The organism is Paraglaciecola sp., assembly GCF_039964565.1.
In the GTDB taxonomy this organism is placed as follows: Bacteria; Pseudomonadota; Gammaproteobacteria; order Enterobacterales; family Alteromonadaceae; genus Paraglaciecola.
In genome coordinates this window covers 379548-395482 of record NZ_JBDVXF010000044.1, presented here as the reverse complement: position 1 = coordinate 395482, position 15935 = coordinate 379548, and the positions used below count along the sequence as shown (strand labels likewise).

Genomic DNA, 15935 nt, shown 5'->3' with positions numbered 1-15935 from the left:
ATCTCGAACACAAGTTGAAATTAGTTTCATATGAACGGTGAGCTACGGCAATTATTTTACTCGAAGCATGAACCAAACCAAAAGCAAGATAATATTCTGGTAGTAGATGATGATCCTGAGGTTTTAAGAAGTGTTCGCCTTGTTTTAGAGAAAAAAGACTATAACGTCGCAACAGCCACCAGTGGAGAACAAGCCTATCAGTTGGCATGTCGTTTTTGCCCTGAATTAGTCATATTAGATATCAACATGCCGGGAGGTTGGAACGGTTTGTTAACCTGTCAAAAGTTTAAATCAGATGAACAGCTATCAACAATTCCAATAATGTTTTTAACCGCTACAGCAGCCGAATTGCAGCAAGGCTTTGAAGTAGGCGGTGTAGATTACTTGTTAAAGCCCTTGAATAGTCAAGAATTAATAGTAAGAACTCAGTTTCACTTAAAAATGAAACGTTTAGTAAATCAAGCTCAGCAAACTAACCTTAGGTTAGAAAGTAAAGTCCAACAACACCACCGCGATTTAGCTGATTCTAATCAAAAACTTAAGCAAGCTATCGTTGAGTCAAGGTTGCTTAATAATCGCTTACAACTCGCGCAAGGCACTGACCTTTTGACGAAGCTGCCTAGTGGAGTTAGCTTTGAGAACACCTTGCAATGCTATCTAGATGATCGTGGTCTTGCTGAATCCGATGGGGCGCTATTATTTTTGGAACTTGTAGGGTTTGAAGTTATCAATCAATGTTTTGGATGGGACGCAGGCGACTATGTTCTTTGTAACGTTAGCAATTTATTACAATCACAATTAGGTGACTCCGCTGTATTAGGTAGGCTGGGTGGATACCAATTTGCGGTGTTTTTAAAGCATACCTCTGTCACAACCGCTGCTGTAGTCGCAAGAGGTTTAGTCGATTGTTTAAATAGCTTTCCTTTTACCTTTAAGGGTCAGAAAATCCAAGCTGATGTATGTATCGGCTTTTGCGTAGTCAATGATGATGAAACGAGTGCCAGAACAATCACTTCGAAGGCTATTCGCGCATCGGTTCAAGCTAAGAAAGAGGGCTTAGGATCTATTGTCAGTTATCAAAATAAAAATGTAAAACAGTTAGCGATAGAAACAGATAATGACTTAGTCGACCGTGTTGAGTCAGCGTTAAAATCAAACGGATTCTCACTTTTTTATCAGCAAGTTACCCCTTTGCAAACACAAGAGGAGCAATTACCTACTATCGAAATGTTATTAAGGCTTAATGGTGAAAACGTTAGTCAATTGAAACTGGACAAGGAGAGCATTGAAGTTTCTAAGCTCAACCCAATCAATAGGAAAATTGATTTTTGGGTGCTACAAGCCACCCTAAATTGGTTACAGGACAATCAACACTTACATAGCCAATTTAGTCATGTTTCAATCAATCTTTCATCAGAAACCATAACTAACCCTATGTTTCTGATAACGCTCGAAAATATACTGGTAGAAAAGTCAATAAAACCCGATCTATTGTGTTTCATAATTTCTGAGTCTGACGCATTATTCACAATTGAGAGGGCTAGTACGTTTTTATCTCACCTAAAAAAAATAGGATGTAAAACTTGTCTAGATGATTTTGGTGAGCAAACTTCTCTGATTCAGTATCTAAATGTATTAAAACTAGACTACCTGAAAATAGATAGCGCGGTGATTCGCGGCTATTCAGATAACCCGAGCAACGCTCTACTTTGCGAAACACTAACGAAAATAGCCAAGTTATCTGGCAAAGCGCTGATTGCTAAACATATTGAACATGAAGCAGCGGCCGATAACTTAATTGAACTTGGGATAAAACACGCCCAAGGTTCGCTGTTTCATGAACCAGAACCCATCAGTAATTTAAGTTAAAACTTAAGTCTAAGCGTGGAATAAACCGACCTTGGCTCACCTACGAAATATCGATAACTCCCAAAACCAAAGTCAGCTCTTTCGGCGTAATCTTCATCGCCCAAGTTAGTGATTCTTACACTAATATCCAATTTATCCGTTAACGCCCAGCCTGTTCTCAAGTTGAGTAAATTATGACCGCTGTATTCAGCGGTATTTTCTGGATTAAGATAATAATTACCTTGATGTACCCACTCTAATTCCATAAAGCTGCCAGAATCAGCTCGCCATCCAAATTGCAAACTGCCCGTATGTTCTGGGGCAGTATCTATTTCATTGTTATTGATATTAACTTGGCTTAGCGTGAGGTTTGCAGCGTATTGGTGTTTCGCAAAAGTGCCATTGGCAGAGACATAGAACTGTTGCCACTGGTAGTTTATTGCTAACTCGATGCCTTGATGAGAGGTTTCACCATTGCTAATATTTTGTCTATTGGTATCTTGGAAAATAAAGTTGTTCTTATGCATCGTAAACAAGGTCAGGTCGTAGAAAAAACCTTGGGTCTGCCCCCTTAGACCGAATTCGATGGAATCTACATTTTCAGCTTCAAGCTCGGCGAGTGTTTGTCCAGCTTGAAGTCTAAATAACTCGGCGGCTTGAGGTGCGCGATAGCCTGTTGAATATTGAGCATAAAGTCGATTCTGATTGTTTACTGCATAATTTGCATTTATTTGATATGACCATTCTTCATAATTGGCCACTTGATCCCCAGGGCGAGTAAACCGGCAATTTTCTACACCATCAGCACAAGCACTGCCCGCAGTTAGGCGATTGTTATAGTCATACTTAGTGCGTTCATACCTCACGCCAGTGCTAAGATCCAGCTGCTCGCTAGCGGCCCATTGTAATTGCGTAAATGGAGAATATACAGTTGCATCCACTTCATAATCATAGTGTGTGCCAGCTGGGATAGTAGGTGAAAAATCTTCGGATTGCGTCTCGGTCAATTGCCCTTTAGTCAGGTCAACTTCAAAACCACTCAACCATGTTAATTTACCGTAAATTTTCTGGAATTGTAGTTGTGCGCCAATACTAGATTGATTGTTTTCTTCTAGAGGTTGCCAAATTAGGTAGTGTTGCAAAAACTGCATATCAGCCCACCTAACATAAGGTGTAAAGGTAAGACTGGCAGTATCGTTTTCAATATACTTAATTTGACTGTAGAAGCGCATCGACTGGCTATCTCGAAACGCTTCTGGGTTGGGATTCTGAGTTTTAAGAGCCGCATCTTTATAAGCATCCAAACCACTTATAAAACCAGCAGTTTCTTGATTTAAATTGGTTGCTGCTAGTACATTTTTAATTTGCCACTTACCCTCTTGGTATTGGTGAATCAAATTAAATTTTTGCTGCTCGAAACCACTGTCCTGCAAGTATCCACCATCTTTGGTGATATTGCCGTAAAACAGCACACCATGTTGGTCACCAGTGTTGGATAAACTAAACATGCCACGAGAATAGTCATGAGGGCCAACACTCAAAGATAAATGTGATTGTTCTACTTCAAAGGGATTGGGAGTCAGAATGTTAATGACGCCATGCACAGCATTAGAGCCATACATAGTACTTGCAGGACCACGTAAAACTTCGACAGAAGATGCCTGTTCGGTATTGGCATCAAACAATTGATTAACGTTACAAAATCCTGGTGCACGTAATGAGATACCGTCCTGTGCGGTAAAAAATGCGCCACATCCCCCAGTGCCGGTTAACACAGGAGACCGAATAGCCGTTAAATGCTCTTGTCCATTTCCTCGGCTAATCCAAGTACCAGGAGTCCTGACTAAAGCTTGATTAATATGTTGTTGTTCAATCAACTGCAAAGTTTCTTCATCCAACCAACTGATGTTACTACCTATATCGAACACATTACTCGTCGTTCGAGTGGCAGTTACTGTAATATTGTCAATAGGTTGTACTTGGGCTAAACCTGCGACTGGAACAATCAAAAACAACAGACTAAAAAAACGATTCACGTAGTCCAAAAAATCTCCCAAAACACCTATTTTATGTGGCATGACGTTAAAAACATTCGTTATTGTACGTTGCAAACTACTAGCTGCATACCTCAATTTCTTATCGAGTAGTAAGTACAACACTGCCTAAACTACTTACCGTTATAGATAAATAGTTCATTAAGAAAAAATGAATTTTCCCGAGTGTTGACTAACTTATGTCTTTAACTAAAACGCACAACGCTCAATCATCAAACTAAAGGGTGCTAGATATCGCGGCATTCTATTTGATATGTGACACTATTCGCCTTTGCATTAAACTTGTTACTAAGGCATTTCGTCCTGATGCTGTATCTAAGCGCAGTATAACGCTTCGCAACTTAGTCTCTTGATAGTGTTGTTGCATACCGAAACAAAAAAACGCGTTATTTGATAGTCAGTGACGGCACACCCCAAAGAACTAATCTCTTGAAATAAATAGATATTTTTTATTTTTAGCCAAATCAAGTCATTGACAAAAAATCTAAGAAAACACCCGTTGATTTGTTTTTAGGCTGACCTTGGTAGAGTACATAATTGTACTCATAAAATAACTCTATGATTGCCTTTTATTCAACTAGTTTTTGACGATAAATCATTGGATTTATTACATAAACTGCCCATATTAAAAGTCTATATAAAACTAGCGCTTTACGTTGTTTTTTGCTGTAATGGAGCTTAGTTATTAAGAAACATAGTCTGTGACATGCAAATAGGTTGGCGAGAGTTTATTAAAAGACGTTTTAGTAAGGCCTCAAAATTTCACTCCGTTGGGATCGAAATTGGCGTAGACGAATTTCATGTTTCTACCCTACAAAAGATTAAAGGTGAAATTAGCTGGGTAAAGCAAGACACTCTCCCAATTGAAAGTTGGCAAAGCTCACTTAAAACCTACGTCGACAAAAATAGTCTCTCGAACACTCAGTGTAACGTCGCGTTCTCTATTTCAAAGTATCAAATGTTACAGCTAGATAGACCAGACGTTGAAGAAGGAGAACTACTCCAAGCGCTGCAATGGTCAGTCAAGGAACAGTTATTTAGTGACGATGAACTCGCCATTGATTATTTCGATACGCCAACTGAGGCAGCAAACCTCAAAAAATTAAATGTTGTTGCCATCAGTAAGCAAGAAGTGAAAGAAGTTCGAAATGGTGTGTTAAAAGCAGGGTTGGCACTGAATATTATTGGCATTGAAGAACTCGCAACATGTAATTTAGTTGTGCCTAGTGACGATGCCATTATTACCTTAAAGCAAGAAGAAGGTGGGCAGCTGAGCCTAAATATTGTTAAACGCAACGAGTTGTATTTTTCACGACGATTACGTGGCTATGAAAATTTAGCTAATTTTTCACCAGAAGAATTAAAAATGGGCGTCGTTGATAACTTGAGTTTAGAAATTCAACGTTCCATGGATTATTTTGAGAGCCAATTACGCCAAGCCCCGGTTAAAAAAGTTTATCTTTCTTTGGATACCATTCATCAGGATGCGCTAGCAGAGTTTATAAAAGAGGTTATTTTTGTGTCAGTGGAATCCTTTATTCCCAACATCTCAAAAAATACTGAAATGCCAATAGCACCATCAAGCCTAGCAAGCTTAGGCGCCGCAGTGGATAACGCGAGTTTGATTGGCTAATGAAAAATAGAATTAACCTTTACCACCCAGAGTTTCACCCCAAGTTACGTTTGCTTTCTCTGACTATTGTTATCGCAAGCTGGGTGCTCACGGCGATTTTATGCGGCTTTCTGTACTTTTATTTCGCAACTGAACAGCAAAATTTTCAAGCGGAGATAGGTATTTTAGAACGTGATAAGCAGCAGCAAAAAATATTAGTGACAGAATTACAAATCGCGGTAGACAGCCTTAAAATTGATCCGGTTCTACTTCAAAAAGTTGAAAATAATCAGCAGCTAGTTAACCTTAAGAAACGTGTTTTAGATGAGTTGTCTGGACGGGAACAGTCAACAACACAAGGTTACTCCAACTTAATGATAGATCTCGCTAGTCATAATCAAACAGGATTGTGGTTAACCCACATAAATTTAAATGGCGCCAAAGTCGAGCTTCAAGGTGCAACAACAGATTCTGCCCTCGTACCTAAATGGCTTAGCTCTTTAGGGCAAACTGATTATTTTAATGGGCAGGAATTCGCGGATACTAGGCTATATTTGGACTCAGATAAACAACTCAAGTTTGTTGTTTCGTCAGCAGAAGAGTCTAATCCAGAAGCTGGGACTAGCAATGAATAGCTTAAGAGGGTCAGGTAAAATATGAAACAACAACTTGCCCTAGAAGCAGAGTACCAAAAGTTATCAAATAAATTCCACAGCACAAGTTCCCGTGAACAGTGCCTAATTCTGATTTGTGGTTTAGTTGTAATATTACTATTGATGTATACCTTTTTATTTGAGCCTCTTTTAGAGGATTCCGAAAAGTTACAACAAAACCGTGTTAATGCCCAAAAAGAAATATCGACTTTAGAAGTTCAAGTCGCGCAATTATCCGAAAAGCTAAATCTTGATCCTAATGAACCGGTTAATACAAGAATTGCAGATTTAGAACGTGAAATTCAAAATATTACGCTTCAGTTAGAGACAAAAACTAACAACTTAGTACCTGCTAATAAAATGGCAGGAATGTTGGAAAGTGTGCTGGCTGGTAGCAAAGGGTTAAAGTTAATTGAGTTACAATCAATAGCACCGGTTCCTATATTGCTGGAACCCGCCAAAGAAGGAGAAGAATCCAAGGCTGGACTTTATCGCCATGGTGTTACACTTATCTTCGAGGGGAAATATTTTGATATTCAAGAATATTTACAAAAACTGGAATCATTACCATGGCAATTCTACTGGAAAAAATTTGATTATTTAGTGGGCGATTACCCAACCGCAAGTGTTGAGTTAGAAATCTACACTCTTAGCACCAACAAAGCTTTCATAGGGGTATAAACGCAAATGCAACACCTATTAATATTGGTAATTTTTAGTTTCGCCAGTGCACATGCCAGTACACTGCAGGATCCAACTAAGCCTAACCCTGATAAATCCTTGGTTATGGGACAAGATTCAGACGCAATGCTGCCAGAGGCCTTAAAATTAACCGCCATCATTAAAACCAATCACAATAGACAAGCTATTATAAATGGGAAGAGCGTTATTCAGGGACAAATAGTTCAAGATTACAAGGTGCTATTGATCAGTGAAAATCACGTTTTATTAGAAGGTTCAGATGGTCCACAAACACTCTATGTCAATAACAACAACATTAAAAAAGACTCGAATAATGGTTTCTAACAAATTACTACTAATTAGCCTAATGGTGGCTATTTGTTCATGCCAAAGCCCACAGAAAAAAGCAGCTGTTTCTCATTCTTTGGACTCTGCAATTGCTGAGTATGAAAACGAATCTAAAGCAGCGCCACAACGACAACCTTTAGACATAGTACCGGATGAAATTAATCAAGCATTACTCCCTAAACCTAGCGACTCTTCCAACCAATTATTTGGGGAATCAAAGTACGACATCAATGCCCAAAAGGTAGATGCTGCAGCATTTTTTAGTAGCATAGTGAAAGATACCCCCTTCAGCGTTGCAATTCATCCAGAAGTAACCGGTGAAATCTCACTGGATTTAAAACAAGTGACATTGCAAGAGGTGTTTGATTTAGTCTCGGAAATTTACGGGTACGAAGTCGAGCGTAAGCGCAACATCTATCGTATTTATCCTTCAGGTATGCGCACTGAAACCTTTGCCATCAACTATTTAATGATGACTCGTGATGGTTCAACTCAAACCAGTATCACCTCAGGAGGTGTGACGCAAAATACTGGTAACAATAATAGTAATAACAACGCTCAAAATGGATACAGTGGAAATTCAAGTAACTCTGGAAGTAGCAGCAGTTATGGCACAAATACTAATAGTAACGGTACTAATATTTCGACACGCACAGAAACAGATTTTTGGACTGAACTTCTAGAAACTTTAGAGTCAATGATTGGTGAAGGAGATGGAAAAAGTGTCATGGTTACTCCTCAGGCAGGCCTGGTGACAGTACGAGCTTTACCAAAAGAAATTAGAGCAGTGAAAGCATTTTTAGATGTGTCAGAAGAAATTATCCAAAGGCAAGTGATACTCGAAGCCAGAATTCTTGAGGTATCATTAGATGATGGATACCAGCAGGGCATTAATTGGGGCCAAATTTTAGCCAATGGTGGCTCGACCGATTTCCAATTCTCTAACACTGCTGGCACTTTAGGCAATAGTGTAAGTGCAGCGCTGGGAAATATAACCAGTATTTCTTTTATTAATAAGGATTTTTCTGGCGTGTTATCGTTACTGTCTACTCAAGGAAATGTACAAGTCTTGTCTAGTCCACGAGTGACAGCCGTCAATAATCAAAAAGCGGTCATTAAAGTTGGTGATGATGAATATTTTGTCACCGATGTGTCGAGTCAGAGCACTATTTCTAGCAGTACTACATCAGTCGTACCTAACATTGAGTTAACCCCTTTCTTTTCTGGTATCGCCTTGGATGTGACACCGCAAATTGATGCTGAAGGTATGGTTTTATTACATGTTCACCCTTCGGTTATCGAAACCCAAGAACAAGAAAAAGTAGTGACGCTAAATGAAGAACAGTACGTGCTACCGCTGGCGCAAAGTAATATCCGCGAATCTGATACTGTTATACGTGCCAAGTCGGGTGAGATAGTGGTGATTGGCGGATTGATGCAATCTATTATTTCTGAATCAGAGTCAAAAACTCCTTTGCTGGGGGATATTCCCTATTTGGGTAATCTATTCAAAAATAAAAGTAATAGTGAAATTAAGAAAGAACTTGTGATTTTGATTAAACCTACAGTGATAGATAAAGACACATGGAAACAGCAGCTAAGACGTAGCAGGGATCAAATGGCTGACTGGCTGCACGTGGACTAAATCATGTATCTATACCACTTCGGTATTAAAGAGTTACCTTTTACTTTAACACCTAACACCAGTTATTTTTTTGGTCTGCCTAGTCATAAAGAGGCCATTCAAGTGTTGTTGACTGCACTTAGGACAGGTGAAGGTTTTATTAAAGTAACAGGTGAAGTGGGTACGGGAAAAACGCTGATTTGTCGTAAACTGTTAAACGAATTACCTCAGCATTTTGTAGCAGCTTACATTCCCAATCCTTATCTTACCCCTTCAGAACTGCGCCGTGCAGTAGCGAGTGAATTGAACGTGGTCCTCACTGACCATGCCGACCAACAAGAATTTACGCAGCGCATACAGCAACGACTGATTCAAATACACCATGAAAATAAAGGCGTGGCACTCATAATTGATGAAGCGCAAGCGTTGCCGGTAGAAAGTATTGAAGCACTTAGGCTAATTACCAACCTCGAAACAGAATCCCGTAAATTATTGCAAGTGGTATTGTTTGGCCAGCCTGAACTAAACGACAAATTGGCTTTACCCGAACTAAGGCAATTAAAACAGAGGGTCACGTTTTCTTATTCCTTGCAAATAATGGATGCCGATCAGGTATACCAATATGTTAAACACCGGATGAATGTAGCCGGTTATCGAGGGGGGGATCTGTTCGACCGAAAATGTTGTTCCTTACTGTATAAAGCCAGTAAGGGGACCCCCAGAATAGTCAATGTGCTATGCCATAAAGCTTTGATGCTTGCATACGGGGAAGGCACGCAAAAAATCACGCCATTACATATTAAACTATCAATAAGAGATACTGAGGCTGCTAACCAAACAAGCAATATCTTACTTGCTTCATCTATCGGAATTTTAGTCATGATGCTGTCTTTTAGTATTGCCTACTTTGCTTGGTCGGGGTTCGAAATATGAGTGTAGTGAACAAAATGCTACAAGATTTAGAGGCCCGAAAAACGCAAACAGATGAGATACAGGCTGACTATCAAGCTCCACCCAAAAAACAATCAAAACCGTTAGTTATATTACTGTTAATTTTGGCTATTGCCGCCATTATTTTTGCGCTAACGGATATCCATTGGCTATTTTCTGAAACCAAAACCGAGCAGAGTTTAGCAACAACCGAAACGCAAACCTTGGCATCTAATGTCCCGCGAAAAATGTCCATGGTCTCAGAAGAATCACAGCAACAGTCCGTTACTTCACAAAACAATACAGTTCAAAAAGCTAAAACTGACAATATAGTTGCCGCTCCCTCTGCAAAAATACAGACGCCAAGTGAGCTGTCAGATGCAAAGCCAAGGTCGCCACAGCAATCCGATACAACTGAGGCCCAGATTAACTCCATACAAGTGATAGATACTCAAGAAGTTGCGACTAAGGCTTCTCGGTCACCAGAAATCATCACCGCAACAGCTGCAGAGCCCACTTCTCGTTTTAGTAAAACCAATAGTAACAAGGAAAATAGCGGCGACAGTTTAAAACAGCGCATAGTCGAAAGCCTTAAAGAAGATGATCTCGATTTGGCAAGATCATTACTTTACAAATTACTAGAAACTGAACCTACGAATATTAAGGCCCGCAAGAAACTCGCATCCTTACTATTTTCCCAAGGTAACTATGCACAAGCTAAGCAACTTCTTGTGAAAGGCATTGCGCTACACCCAGCACAAGGTGACTTACGATTGATGTTGGCTCGACTGTTAATGATTCAAAAAGAGCCGGCACAAGCAATTGATATATTAGCGAAATTTCAACCCATAACAGGCAACCAAGTAGAATACTTAGGTTATCGGGCGGCTTTAGCGCAACAACTAAAACACACAAAAATGGCCATGTCAGATTATCAATCTTTAACCCAAATCGAATCTAACAACGCAAAATGGTGGTTAGGTTTAGGTATAGCAAAAGATCAATTAGGTGAAATAGACCAAGCAGTGCAGGCCTATACAAACGCCAAATCCCTGGCCCAATTAGATAATTCAGTGCATGATTTTATCCAACAACGAATTTCAGTATTAGCAGGCGATCAATGAAACCTAAAGCCAAAATACGCCTAGGCGACTTACTTGTCCAAAAGGAAATTATCAGCGAAGAACAGTTGATGCAGGCACTTGCGGCGCAAAAAGAGTCGGGCCGTAAATTGGGATTCATGCTGATAGAACTGGGATTGGTAACCGAAAATCAGCTTCTGTCATTTTTATCACAACATCTCAAGGTGCCGTTGGTCGATATCAGCAAACACAATGTGCAGCTAGCAGCAGTCAATATGCTGCCTGAGGTGCAAGCTCGTCGGCACCGCGCCTTGGTGATTGAAGACAAAGGCGATAGACTTCTAGTTGCGATGAGCGACCCGGCGGATTTAGCCGCTATTGATGTATTGTCTCGACTATTACCTAAACCTATAGATGTGGCTGTGGTTAGTGATAGCCAGTTGATACAAGCCTATGACAATTTTTATCGCCGCACTGAAGAAATAGCCTCATTTGCACAAGAACTTGCAGAAGAATATCAAGATGAAGCCGAATTCGATTTTGACTCTGGCGTTGGTGACGAACAAGACACAGCGGTAGCTAGGCTATTACAATCAATTTTTGAAGACGCAGTTCAAGCCAAGGCATCAGATATTCATATTGAACCCGATGACGCATTATTACGGATCCGTATGCGGGTTGATGGAGTACTGCAAGAGAATGTCATTCAGGAAAAAAACATTGCATCGGCCTTGGTACTTAGACTCAAATTAATGTCAGGATTGGATATATCTGAAAAACGGCTTCCCCAAGATGGCCGAACAAGTATGCGTATCAAAGGCCATTCAATTGATGTGCGGGTATCGACCATGCCAGTACAAGCTGGTGAATCGGTAGTGATGCGTTTACTGGATCAATCTGCTGGCCTATTGACCCTTGATCAAACGGGCATGCCAAATAATCTATTAACTCGCTTTAGAAGCCTATTGCACCGACCACACGGTATGATTTTGGTAACTGGCCCTACAGGCTCAGGTAAAACGACCACGTTATATGGGGCACTAAGCGAACTCAACAAAGCAGCATCAAAAATTATTACGGTAGAAGACCCAGTTGAATATAGACTGCCAAGAATCAACCAAGTACAAACCAATAACAAGATTGGCTTAAGCTTTGCTAACGTATTACGTACAACCTTACGCCAAGATCCAGACATTATTATGGTCGGCGAAATGCGCGATCAAGAAACAGCCGAAATAGGACTACGTGGTGCGTTAACCGGGCACTTAGTGCTCTCTACCCTACATACCAATGACGCCATAAGCAGCGCCGTAAGATTGTTAGATATGGGCGCTCCTGGTTATCTAGTAGCCAGTTCCTTACGTGCTGTAGTAGCACAAAGGTTAGTGCGCAAAATTTGTAATAATTGCAGTGAAGATTACCGCCTCAATGCCGAGGAATTACTATGGTTAAACAATTTAGATACCAATTTAGAAGCGATTAATTTCAAACGTGGTATAGGTTGCCAGAGCTGTAATAGAACCGGTTATAAAGGGCGGATAGGTGTATTCGAATTACTTGAAATGACCGAAAACATGATGAATGCCTTAAAATTAAATGACACCATTTCTTTTTCGCAAGCGGCGCAAAATAGTCCTGGATTTGTACCTCTTGCTAAAGTCGCGTTAATGTATGCCAAAATGGGCATTACAACAGTCGACGAAGTTCTTAAATTGATAGAAATGGTGGCAGATGAGCGAACTATTTCTAAGCCCAATGATAATGAAGTTATCGAACAAGAATTAGCGCAAGTGGTAGAAGATCAAAGCGAAAATGAAGCAACCAAAGAGGAGCCCCCTAAATCGTCAGGCTTTTCATTTGAACTTGAACCATTAACTAAACCACCAGGAGGCGACGGTGGCCCAGTTTAGCTATAAGGCACGAAATGCGAGCGGTGAACTGACCTCTGGTGTTTTAGAAGCAACAGATGATTCATCTGTTGCTCAAATATTGGCTGGGCGAAACTTTACACCTATTGAAATCACCGAAAATAGCCAAGAACAAATCGATGAATCGGCACAAGTCTCTTTTTTAACACCCAATGTTACGCTTGATGATTTAGTGATATTTTCGCGTCAAATGTATTCGTTGGCCAAGTCAGGGATACCTATTTTACGGGCTGTTAAAGGGTTAGCTGAGACTACAGGTTCGAAGCGAATGGCTATGGCACTCGAGGACGTTGCTGATCAATTGGAACGAGGTCGCACCCTTTCTACAGCGTTAAACAAACACGACCACGTTTTTGGGCGATTATTTGTCAGTATTGTGCACGTAGGAGAAAATACCGGTAAATTGGACGAAGCCTTTTTACAATTGTCATTTTACCTTGAGCGCGAACAAGAAACCCGCAAACAAATAAAAGCAGCAACCCGATACCCCATGTTTGTGTTAATTGCCATAGTTATAGCTATGGTAATAATGAACATGGTAGTGATCCCAATTTTTGCTGAAATGTTTGTTTCTTTTGGTGCAGAGTTGCCACTAATGACACGTATATTATTGGCAACGTCTAACTTCTTTATCACTAAATGGCCCTACTTAGTTGTAGGGATCACACTAGGGATTTACCTGTTAGTCAGGTACTTACGAACTGAAACTGGCCGCTATAAGTGGGACAAAACCAAGTTAAAGTTACCTATTGTTGGCAGTATTTTTGAACGCACTTTGTTAGGCCGATTTGCCCGTAGCTTTTCTATGATGTTGGTATCTGGAGTACCGCTTACCTCGGCGCTTAATTTAGTAGCAGAGGCAGTTAATAATGCATATATGGCCGAATGTATTTTAAACATGCGTAAAAATATCGAAAAAGGTGAAAGCTTATCTAGGGTGGCCAGCAGCAGTAAATTGTTCACACCATTAGTATTACAGATGATAAGTGTGGGAGAAGAAACAGGGCGCGTAGACGAGTTACTAGCAGAAGTTGCTGAGTTTTATGAGCGAGAAGTCGACTACGACTTAAAAAGTCTCACCTCGAAAATAGAACCTATATTAATCAGTATTGTAGCGGGCATGGTGTTAATACTCGCCCTAGGTATTTTTACTCCTATGTGGGACATGATGGGGGCCATAAAAGGTTAACATTATGGATAAAAACCAAGCAGCCGATGAGCGTAGTCGTAGCCTTTTTATTAATATCACTGTGGTAGTGGTGTTTATCAGTTTAATGTTGGGCTTTATGATTCATCTAAATAACGGCTCTACTAATTTACGGCGACTTGCGCTAGAAAATTTAGCTGAACAGTTTTCAACTAGTGTTAGTAATGCCCATTGGCAGTGGCAAGGGGAAGGCCGCCCTGAAATAGTCCTGTTAATCACCTACGCCAATAAGCTGGGCGAGAATGAAACTTTAATTGAAACAGATAGAAAACCTATATTTATGAGTCATTTAGGTTGGCCAAAAGCAGAACCAACGTCACAAGGCTGTGCTAACATTTGGAAAATGCTACTCAATATGCCAATGAATATAGACGGCTTTAAAATTTTTGCTGAATATTATGACGGGATTAAACTAAACGATAATCCATTGGATTCTGTGTGTCGATATCGATTATCTACTGGTCCATACTTCGAATACAAAGTGTTTTCGGGTCAGGTATTAAGCGTTAAAGAATGACTACCTTTTTTAAAAAATCACAAGTGAAAAACCTTGTAGGAGCGCCGCTATGACCAACAACATTAAGAGCAACAGCAACGCTAGAGTTGAGACAAATATGCAATTAAATACCGGGCACTATGGCTACCCTAAAAAAGCCACCTCGGGTTTTACCCTAATAGAACTAGTGATAGTGGTGGTTATTTTAGGCTTATTGGCTGCAACCGCTTTGCCTAGACTATTAGATGTGACCGCAGATGCTGAGGATGCAACAGTAGATGGAGTGGCGGGAGGTTTTGCCACTGGAGTTGGTTTAGTCAGAGCTCAGTGGGAATTAGAAGGCCGCCCAACTGAAAATAATGGCACCAATTCGACCTTCGTAACAATTGAAAGCATTCAAGTGGGCATCGATCAAGATACGGGCTACCCAACAGGGCAATTAGACACCGACAGTAGTTCTGAAGATGACCAAATGAGTACATTGGACTGCGAGAGTATTTTCAACTTAATTATGCAAAGTGCCCCAACTATTTCGTCGGATTGGAATGATCGACCATTTGAAAACTTCAGATATTTTACTAATGTAAGAACGGGCATAGGCTCAGGTGGTAATGATGTTTGTTATTATTACCTAACACAAACAGTTAAAAATCGCACAACTGAGCCTACCGATAACTTGGCTGGAAACGGATTTATCTACGATCCAAGAATTGGCCAGGTGATAGTCTTTAGTAACAATTAGTCACAGCGATAGTTTTCTGTAGTGATAAACCTTAGCAATGCGCTCAAAAAATATACTTAGGTATAAACAAAGATAACTAGAAAAACGCTATCATTTGGTTAAAATGATGTTTAAATGGTATAAAACATCTAATAGATTCAGGGACTTAGTTAGCAAAACCTTTGAGGACAAAAAAGCATGCAACAACAACGTGGTTTTACATTAATCGAATTAATTATTGTAATCGTGATTTTAGGTATTTTGGCTGTAACCGCCGCGCCTAAATTTATAGATATACAAGGTGATGCAACCGCCTCAACTCTTAAAGGTGTAAAAGCAGCGTTGCAAGGTGGGTCTCAGTTGGTTTATGCAAAATCAGCCATTGCTGGTGAGCAAAAAAATGTAGGAACAGATCCCAGTGTGGATAAAAATAAAGTAACTATTAGCGGAGGGGATGTTAATACAAATTATGGTTATCCAAGCGCTGTCACAATGGACGCGACAATGTTACAACGTTGGGTAGATTTAAATTTAACAGCTGTAACTGGAGATTGGACTTTCACAGAAGATTCTCCCGCCTCAGGTTCATTTACTATTACTCCACTCGGTACTGCAGCGTCTACTGTTGCAGCGAATCAATGCCAAGTTACTTATACTGACGCGGCGAGTCAAAACGCCTCACCCACTATTCTTGTTCAAACAGGTGGTTGCTAGTGTTATAACTAACTTAAATTTGGAGTTGTAATCCAAA

Annotated in this window: 14 protein-coding genes; 13 read left to right on the top strand and 1 reads right to left on the bottom strand. The window is 40.2% G+C overall.

The window, feature by feature from the left end:
• The first annotated feature begins 30 nt into the window (after positions 1 to 30).
• Positions 31 to 1869: an EAL domain-containing protein gene (locus tag ABJK37_RS21400; RefSeq protein WP_348358071.1), complete on the top strand. Its 1839-nt coding sequence runs from the start codon at positions 31 to 33 to the stop codon at positions 1867 to 1869.
• On the opposite strand, the gene ABJK37_RS21395 is transcribed toward ABJK37_RS21400, so the two are convergent.
• A complete protein-coding gene (locus tag ABJK37_RS21395) occupies positions 1866 to 3884 on the bottom strand; it encodes a TonB-dependent receptor (RefSeq protein WP_348358250.1) in 2019 nt (672 codons plus the stop codon). The two genes, ABJK37_RS21400 and ABJK37_RS21395, sit on opposite strands and share 4 nt — an antisense overlap.
• Positions 3885 to 4608: 724 nt before the next feature.
• Here ABJK37_RS21395 and ABJK37_RS21390 point away from each other — a divergent pair.
• From ABJK37_RS21390 to ABJK37_RS21335, 12 genes are all read left to right on the top strand, one after another.
• Positions 4609 to 5535, top strand: coding sequence for an MSHA biogenesis protein MshI (locus ABJK37_RS21390; RefSeq protein WP_348358069.1), 927 nt, complete (start codon positions 4609 to 4611; stop codon positions 5533 to 5535).
• Positions 5535 to 6149, top strand: a complete 615-nt coding sequence (locus ABJK37_RS21385) for a PilN domain-containing protein (protein WP_348358067.1) — start codon at positions 5535 to 5537, stop codon at positions 6147 to 6149. Before ABJK37_RS21390 ends, ABJK37_RS21385 begins: the two co-directional genes overlap by 1 nt.
• A gap of 21 nt (positions 6150 to 6170) precedes the next feature.
• Complete coding sequence (gene gspM, locus ABJK37_RS21380; protein ID WP_348358065.1) at positions 6171 to 6848, top strand: type II secretion system protein GspM; 678 nt, start codon at positions 6171 to 6173, stop codon at positions 6846 to 6848.
• A 6-nt stretch (positions 6849 to 6854) separates the two neighbouring features.
• Positions 6855 to 7193: a hypothetical protein gene (locus tag ABJK37_RS21375; RefSeq protein WP_348358063.1), complete on the top strand. Its 339-nt coding sequence runs from the start codon at positions 6855 to 6857 to the stop codon at positions 7191 to 7193.
• On the top strand, positions 7183 to 8841 hold the full coding sequence (mshL, locus tag ABJK37_RS21370; RefSeq protein WP_348358061.1) for a pilus (MSHA type) biogenesis protein MshL: 1659 nt from the start codon (positions 7183 to 7185) through the stop codon (positions 8839 to 8841). The genes ABJK37_RS21375 and mshL overlap by 11 nt, the downstream gene beginning before the upstream one ends.
• Positions 8842 to 8844: 3 nt before the next feature.
• Positions 8845 to 9753 carry an AAA family ATPase gene (locus ABJK37_RS21365; RefSeq protein WP_348358059.1) on the top strand — a complete coding sequence of 303 codons (909 nt, stop codon included), beginning with the start codon at positions 8845 to 8847 and terminating at the stop codon, positions 9751 to 9753.
• Entirely contained in the window at positions 9750 to 10874 is a 1125-nt protein-coding gene (locus ABJK37_RS21360) for a tetratricopeptide repeat protein (protein ID WP_348358057.1), read from the top strand. The genes ABJK37_RS21365 and ABJK37_RS21360 overlap by 4 nt, the downstream gene beginning before the upstream one ends.
• Positions 10871 to 12742 (top strand): ATPase, T2SS/T4P/T4SS family, encoded by a 1872-nt coding sequence (locus ABJK37_RS21355; RefSeq protein WP_348358055.1) that lies wholly within the window; start codon positions 10871 to 10873, stop codon positions 12740 to 12742. The genes ABJK37_RS21360 and ABJK37_RS21355 overlap by 4 nt, the downstream gene beginning before the upstream one ends.
• Positions 12729 to 13949 (top strand): type II secretion system F family protein, encoded by a 1221-nt coding sequence (locus ABJK37_RS21350; RefSeq protein WP_348358053.1) that lies wholly within the window; start codon positions 12729 to 12731, stop codon positions 13947 to 13949. Before ABJK37_RS21355 ends, ABJK37_RS21350 begins: the two co-directional genes overlap by 14 nt.
• A 4-nt stretch (positions 13950 to 13953) precedes the next feature.
• Positions 13954 to 14484, top strand: coding sequence for a hypothetical protein (locus ABJK37_RS21345; RefSeq protein ID WP_348358051.1), 531 nt, complete (start codon positions 13954 to 13956; stop codon positions 14482 to 14484).
• Positions 14485 to 14581: 97 nt separating this feature from the next.
• The gene (locus ABJK37_RS21340; protein ID WP_348358248.1) at positions 14582 to 15205 is read left to right on the top strand and encodes a type II secretion system protein; all 624 of its coding nucleotides are present in this window, start codon (positions 14582 to 14584) and stop codon (positions 15203 to 15205) included.
• Positions 15206 to 15382: 177 nt separating this feature from the next.
• A complete protein-coding gene (locus tag ABJK37_RS21335) occupies positions 15383 to 15898 on the top strand; it encodes a prepilin-type N-terminal cleavage/methylation domain-containing protein (protein WP_348358049.1) in 516 nt (171 codons plus the stop codon).
• Positions 15899 to 15935: the final 37 nt, after the last annotated feature.

What these genes read in the sequence shown, in the direction of transcription:
- ABJK37_RS21400 (WP_348358071.1), top strand. Translation starts at nt 31, where the DNA reads ATGAACGGTGAGCTACGGCAATTATTTTACTCGAAGCATGAACCAAAC.
- ABJK37_RS21390 (WP_348358069.1), top strand. Translation starts at nt 4,609, where the DNA reads ATGCAAATAGGTTGGCGAGAGTTTATTAAAAGACGTTTTAGTAAGGCC.
- ABJK37_RS21385 (WP_348358067.1), top strand. Translation starts at nt 5,535, where the DNA reads ATGAAAAATAGAATTAACCTTTACCACCCAGAGTTTCACCCCAAGTTA.
- gspM (WP_348358065.1), top strand. Translation starts at nt 6,171, where the DNA reads ATGAAACAACAACTTGCCCTAGAAGCAGAGTACCAAAAGTTATCAAAT.
- ABJK37_RS21375 (WP_348358063.1), top strand. Translation starts at nt 6,855, where the DNA reads ATGCAACACCTATTAATATTGGTAATTTTTAGTTTCGCCAGTGCACAT.
- mshL (WP_348358061.1), top strand. Translation starts at nt 7,183, where the DNA reads ATGGTTTCTAACAAATTACTACTAATTAGCCTAATGGTGGCTATTTGT.
- ABJK37_RS21365 (WP_348358059.1), top strand. Translation starts at nt 8,845, where the DNA reads ATGTATCTATACCACTTCGGTATTAAAGAGTTACCTTTTACTTTAACA.
- ABJK37_RS21360 (WP_348358057.1), top strand. Translation starts at nt 9,750, where the DNA reads ATGAGTGTAGTGAACAAAATGCTACAAGATTTAGAGGCCCGAAAAACG.
- ABJK37_RS21355 (WP_348358055.1), top strand. Translation starts at nt 10,871, where the DNA reads ATGAAACCTAAAGCCAAAATACGCCTAGGCGACTTACTTGTCCAAAAG.
- ABJK37_RS21345 (WP_348358051.1), top strand. Translation starts at nt 13,954, where the DNA reads ATGGATAAAAACCAAGCAGCCGATGAGCGTAGTCGTAGCCTTTTTATT.
- ABJK37_RS21340 (WP_348358248.1), top strand. Translation starts at nt 14,582, where the DNA reads ATGCAATTAAATACCGGGCACTATGGCTACCCTAAAAAAGCCACCTCG.
- ABJK37_RS21335 (WP_348358049.1), top strand. Translation starts at nt 15,383, where the DNA reads ATGCAACAACAACGTGGTTTTACATTAATCGAATTAATTATTGTAATC.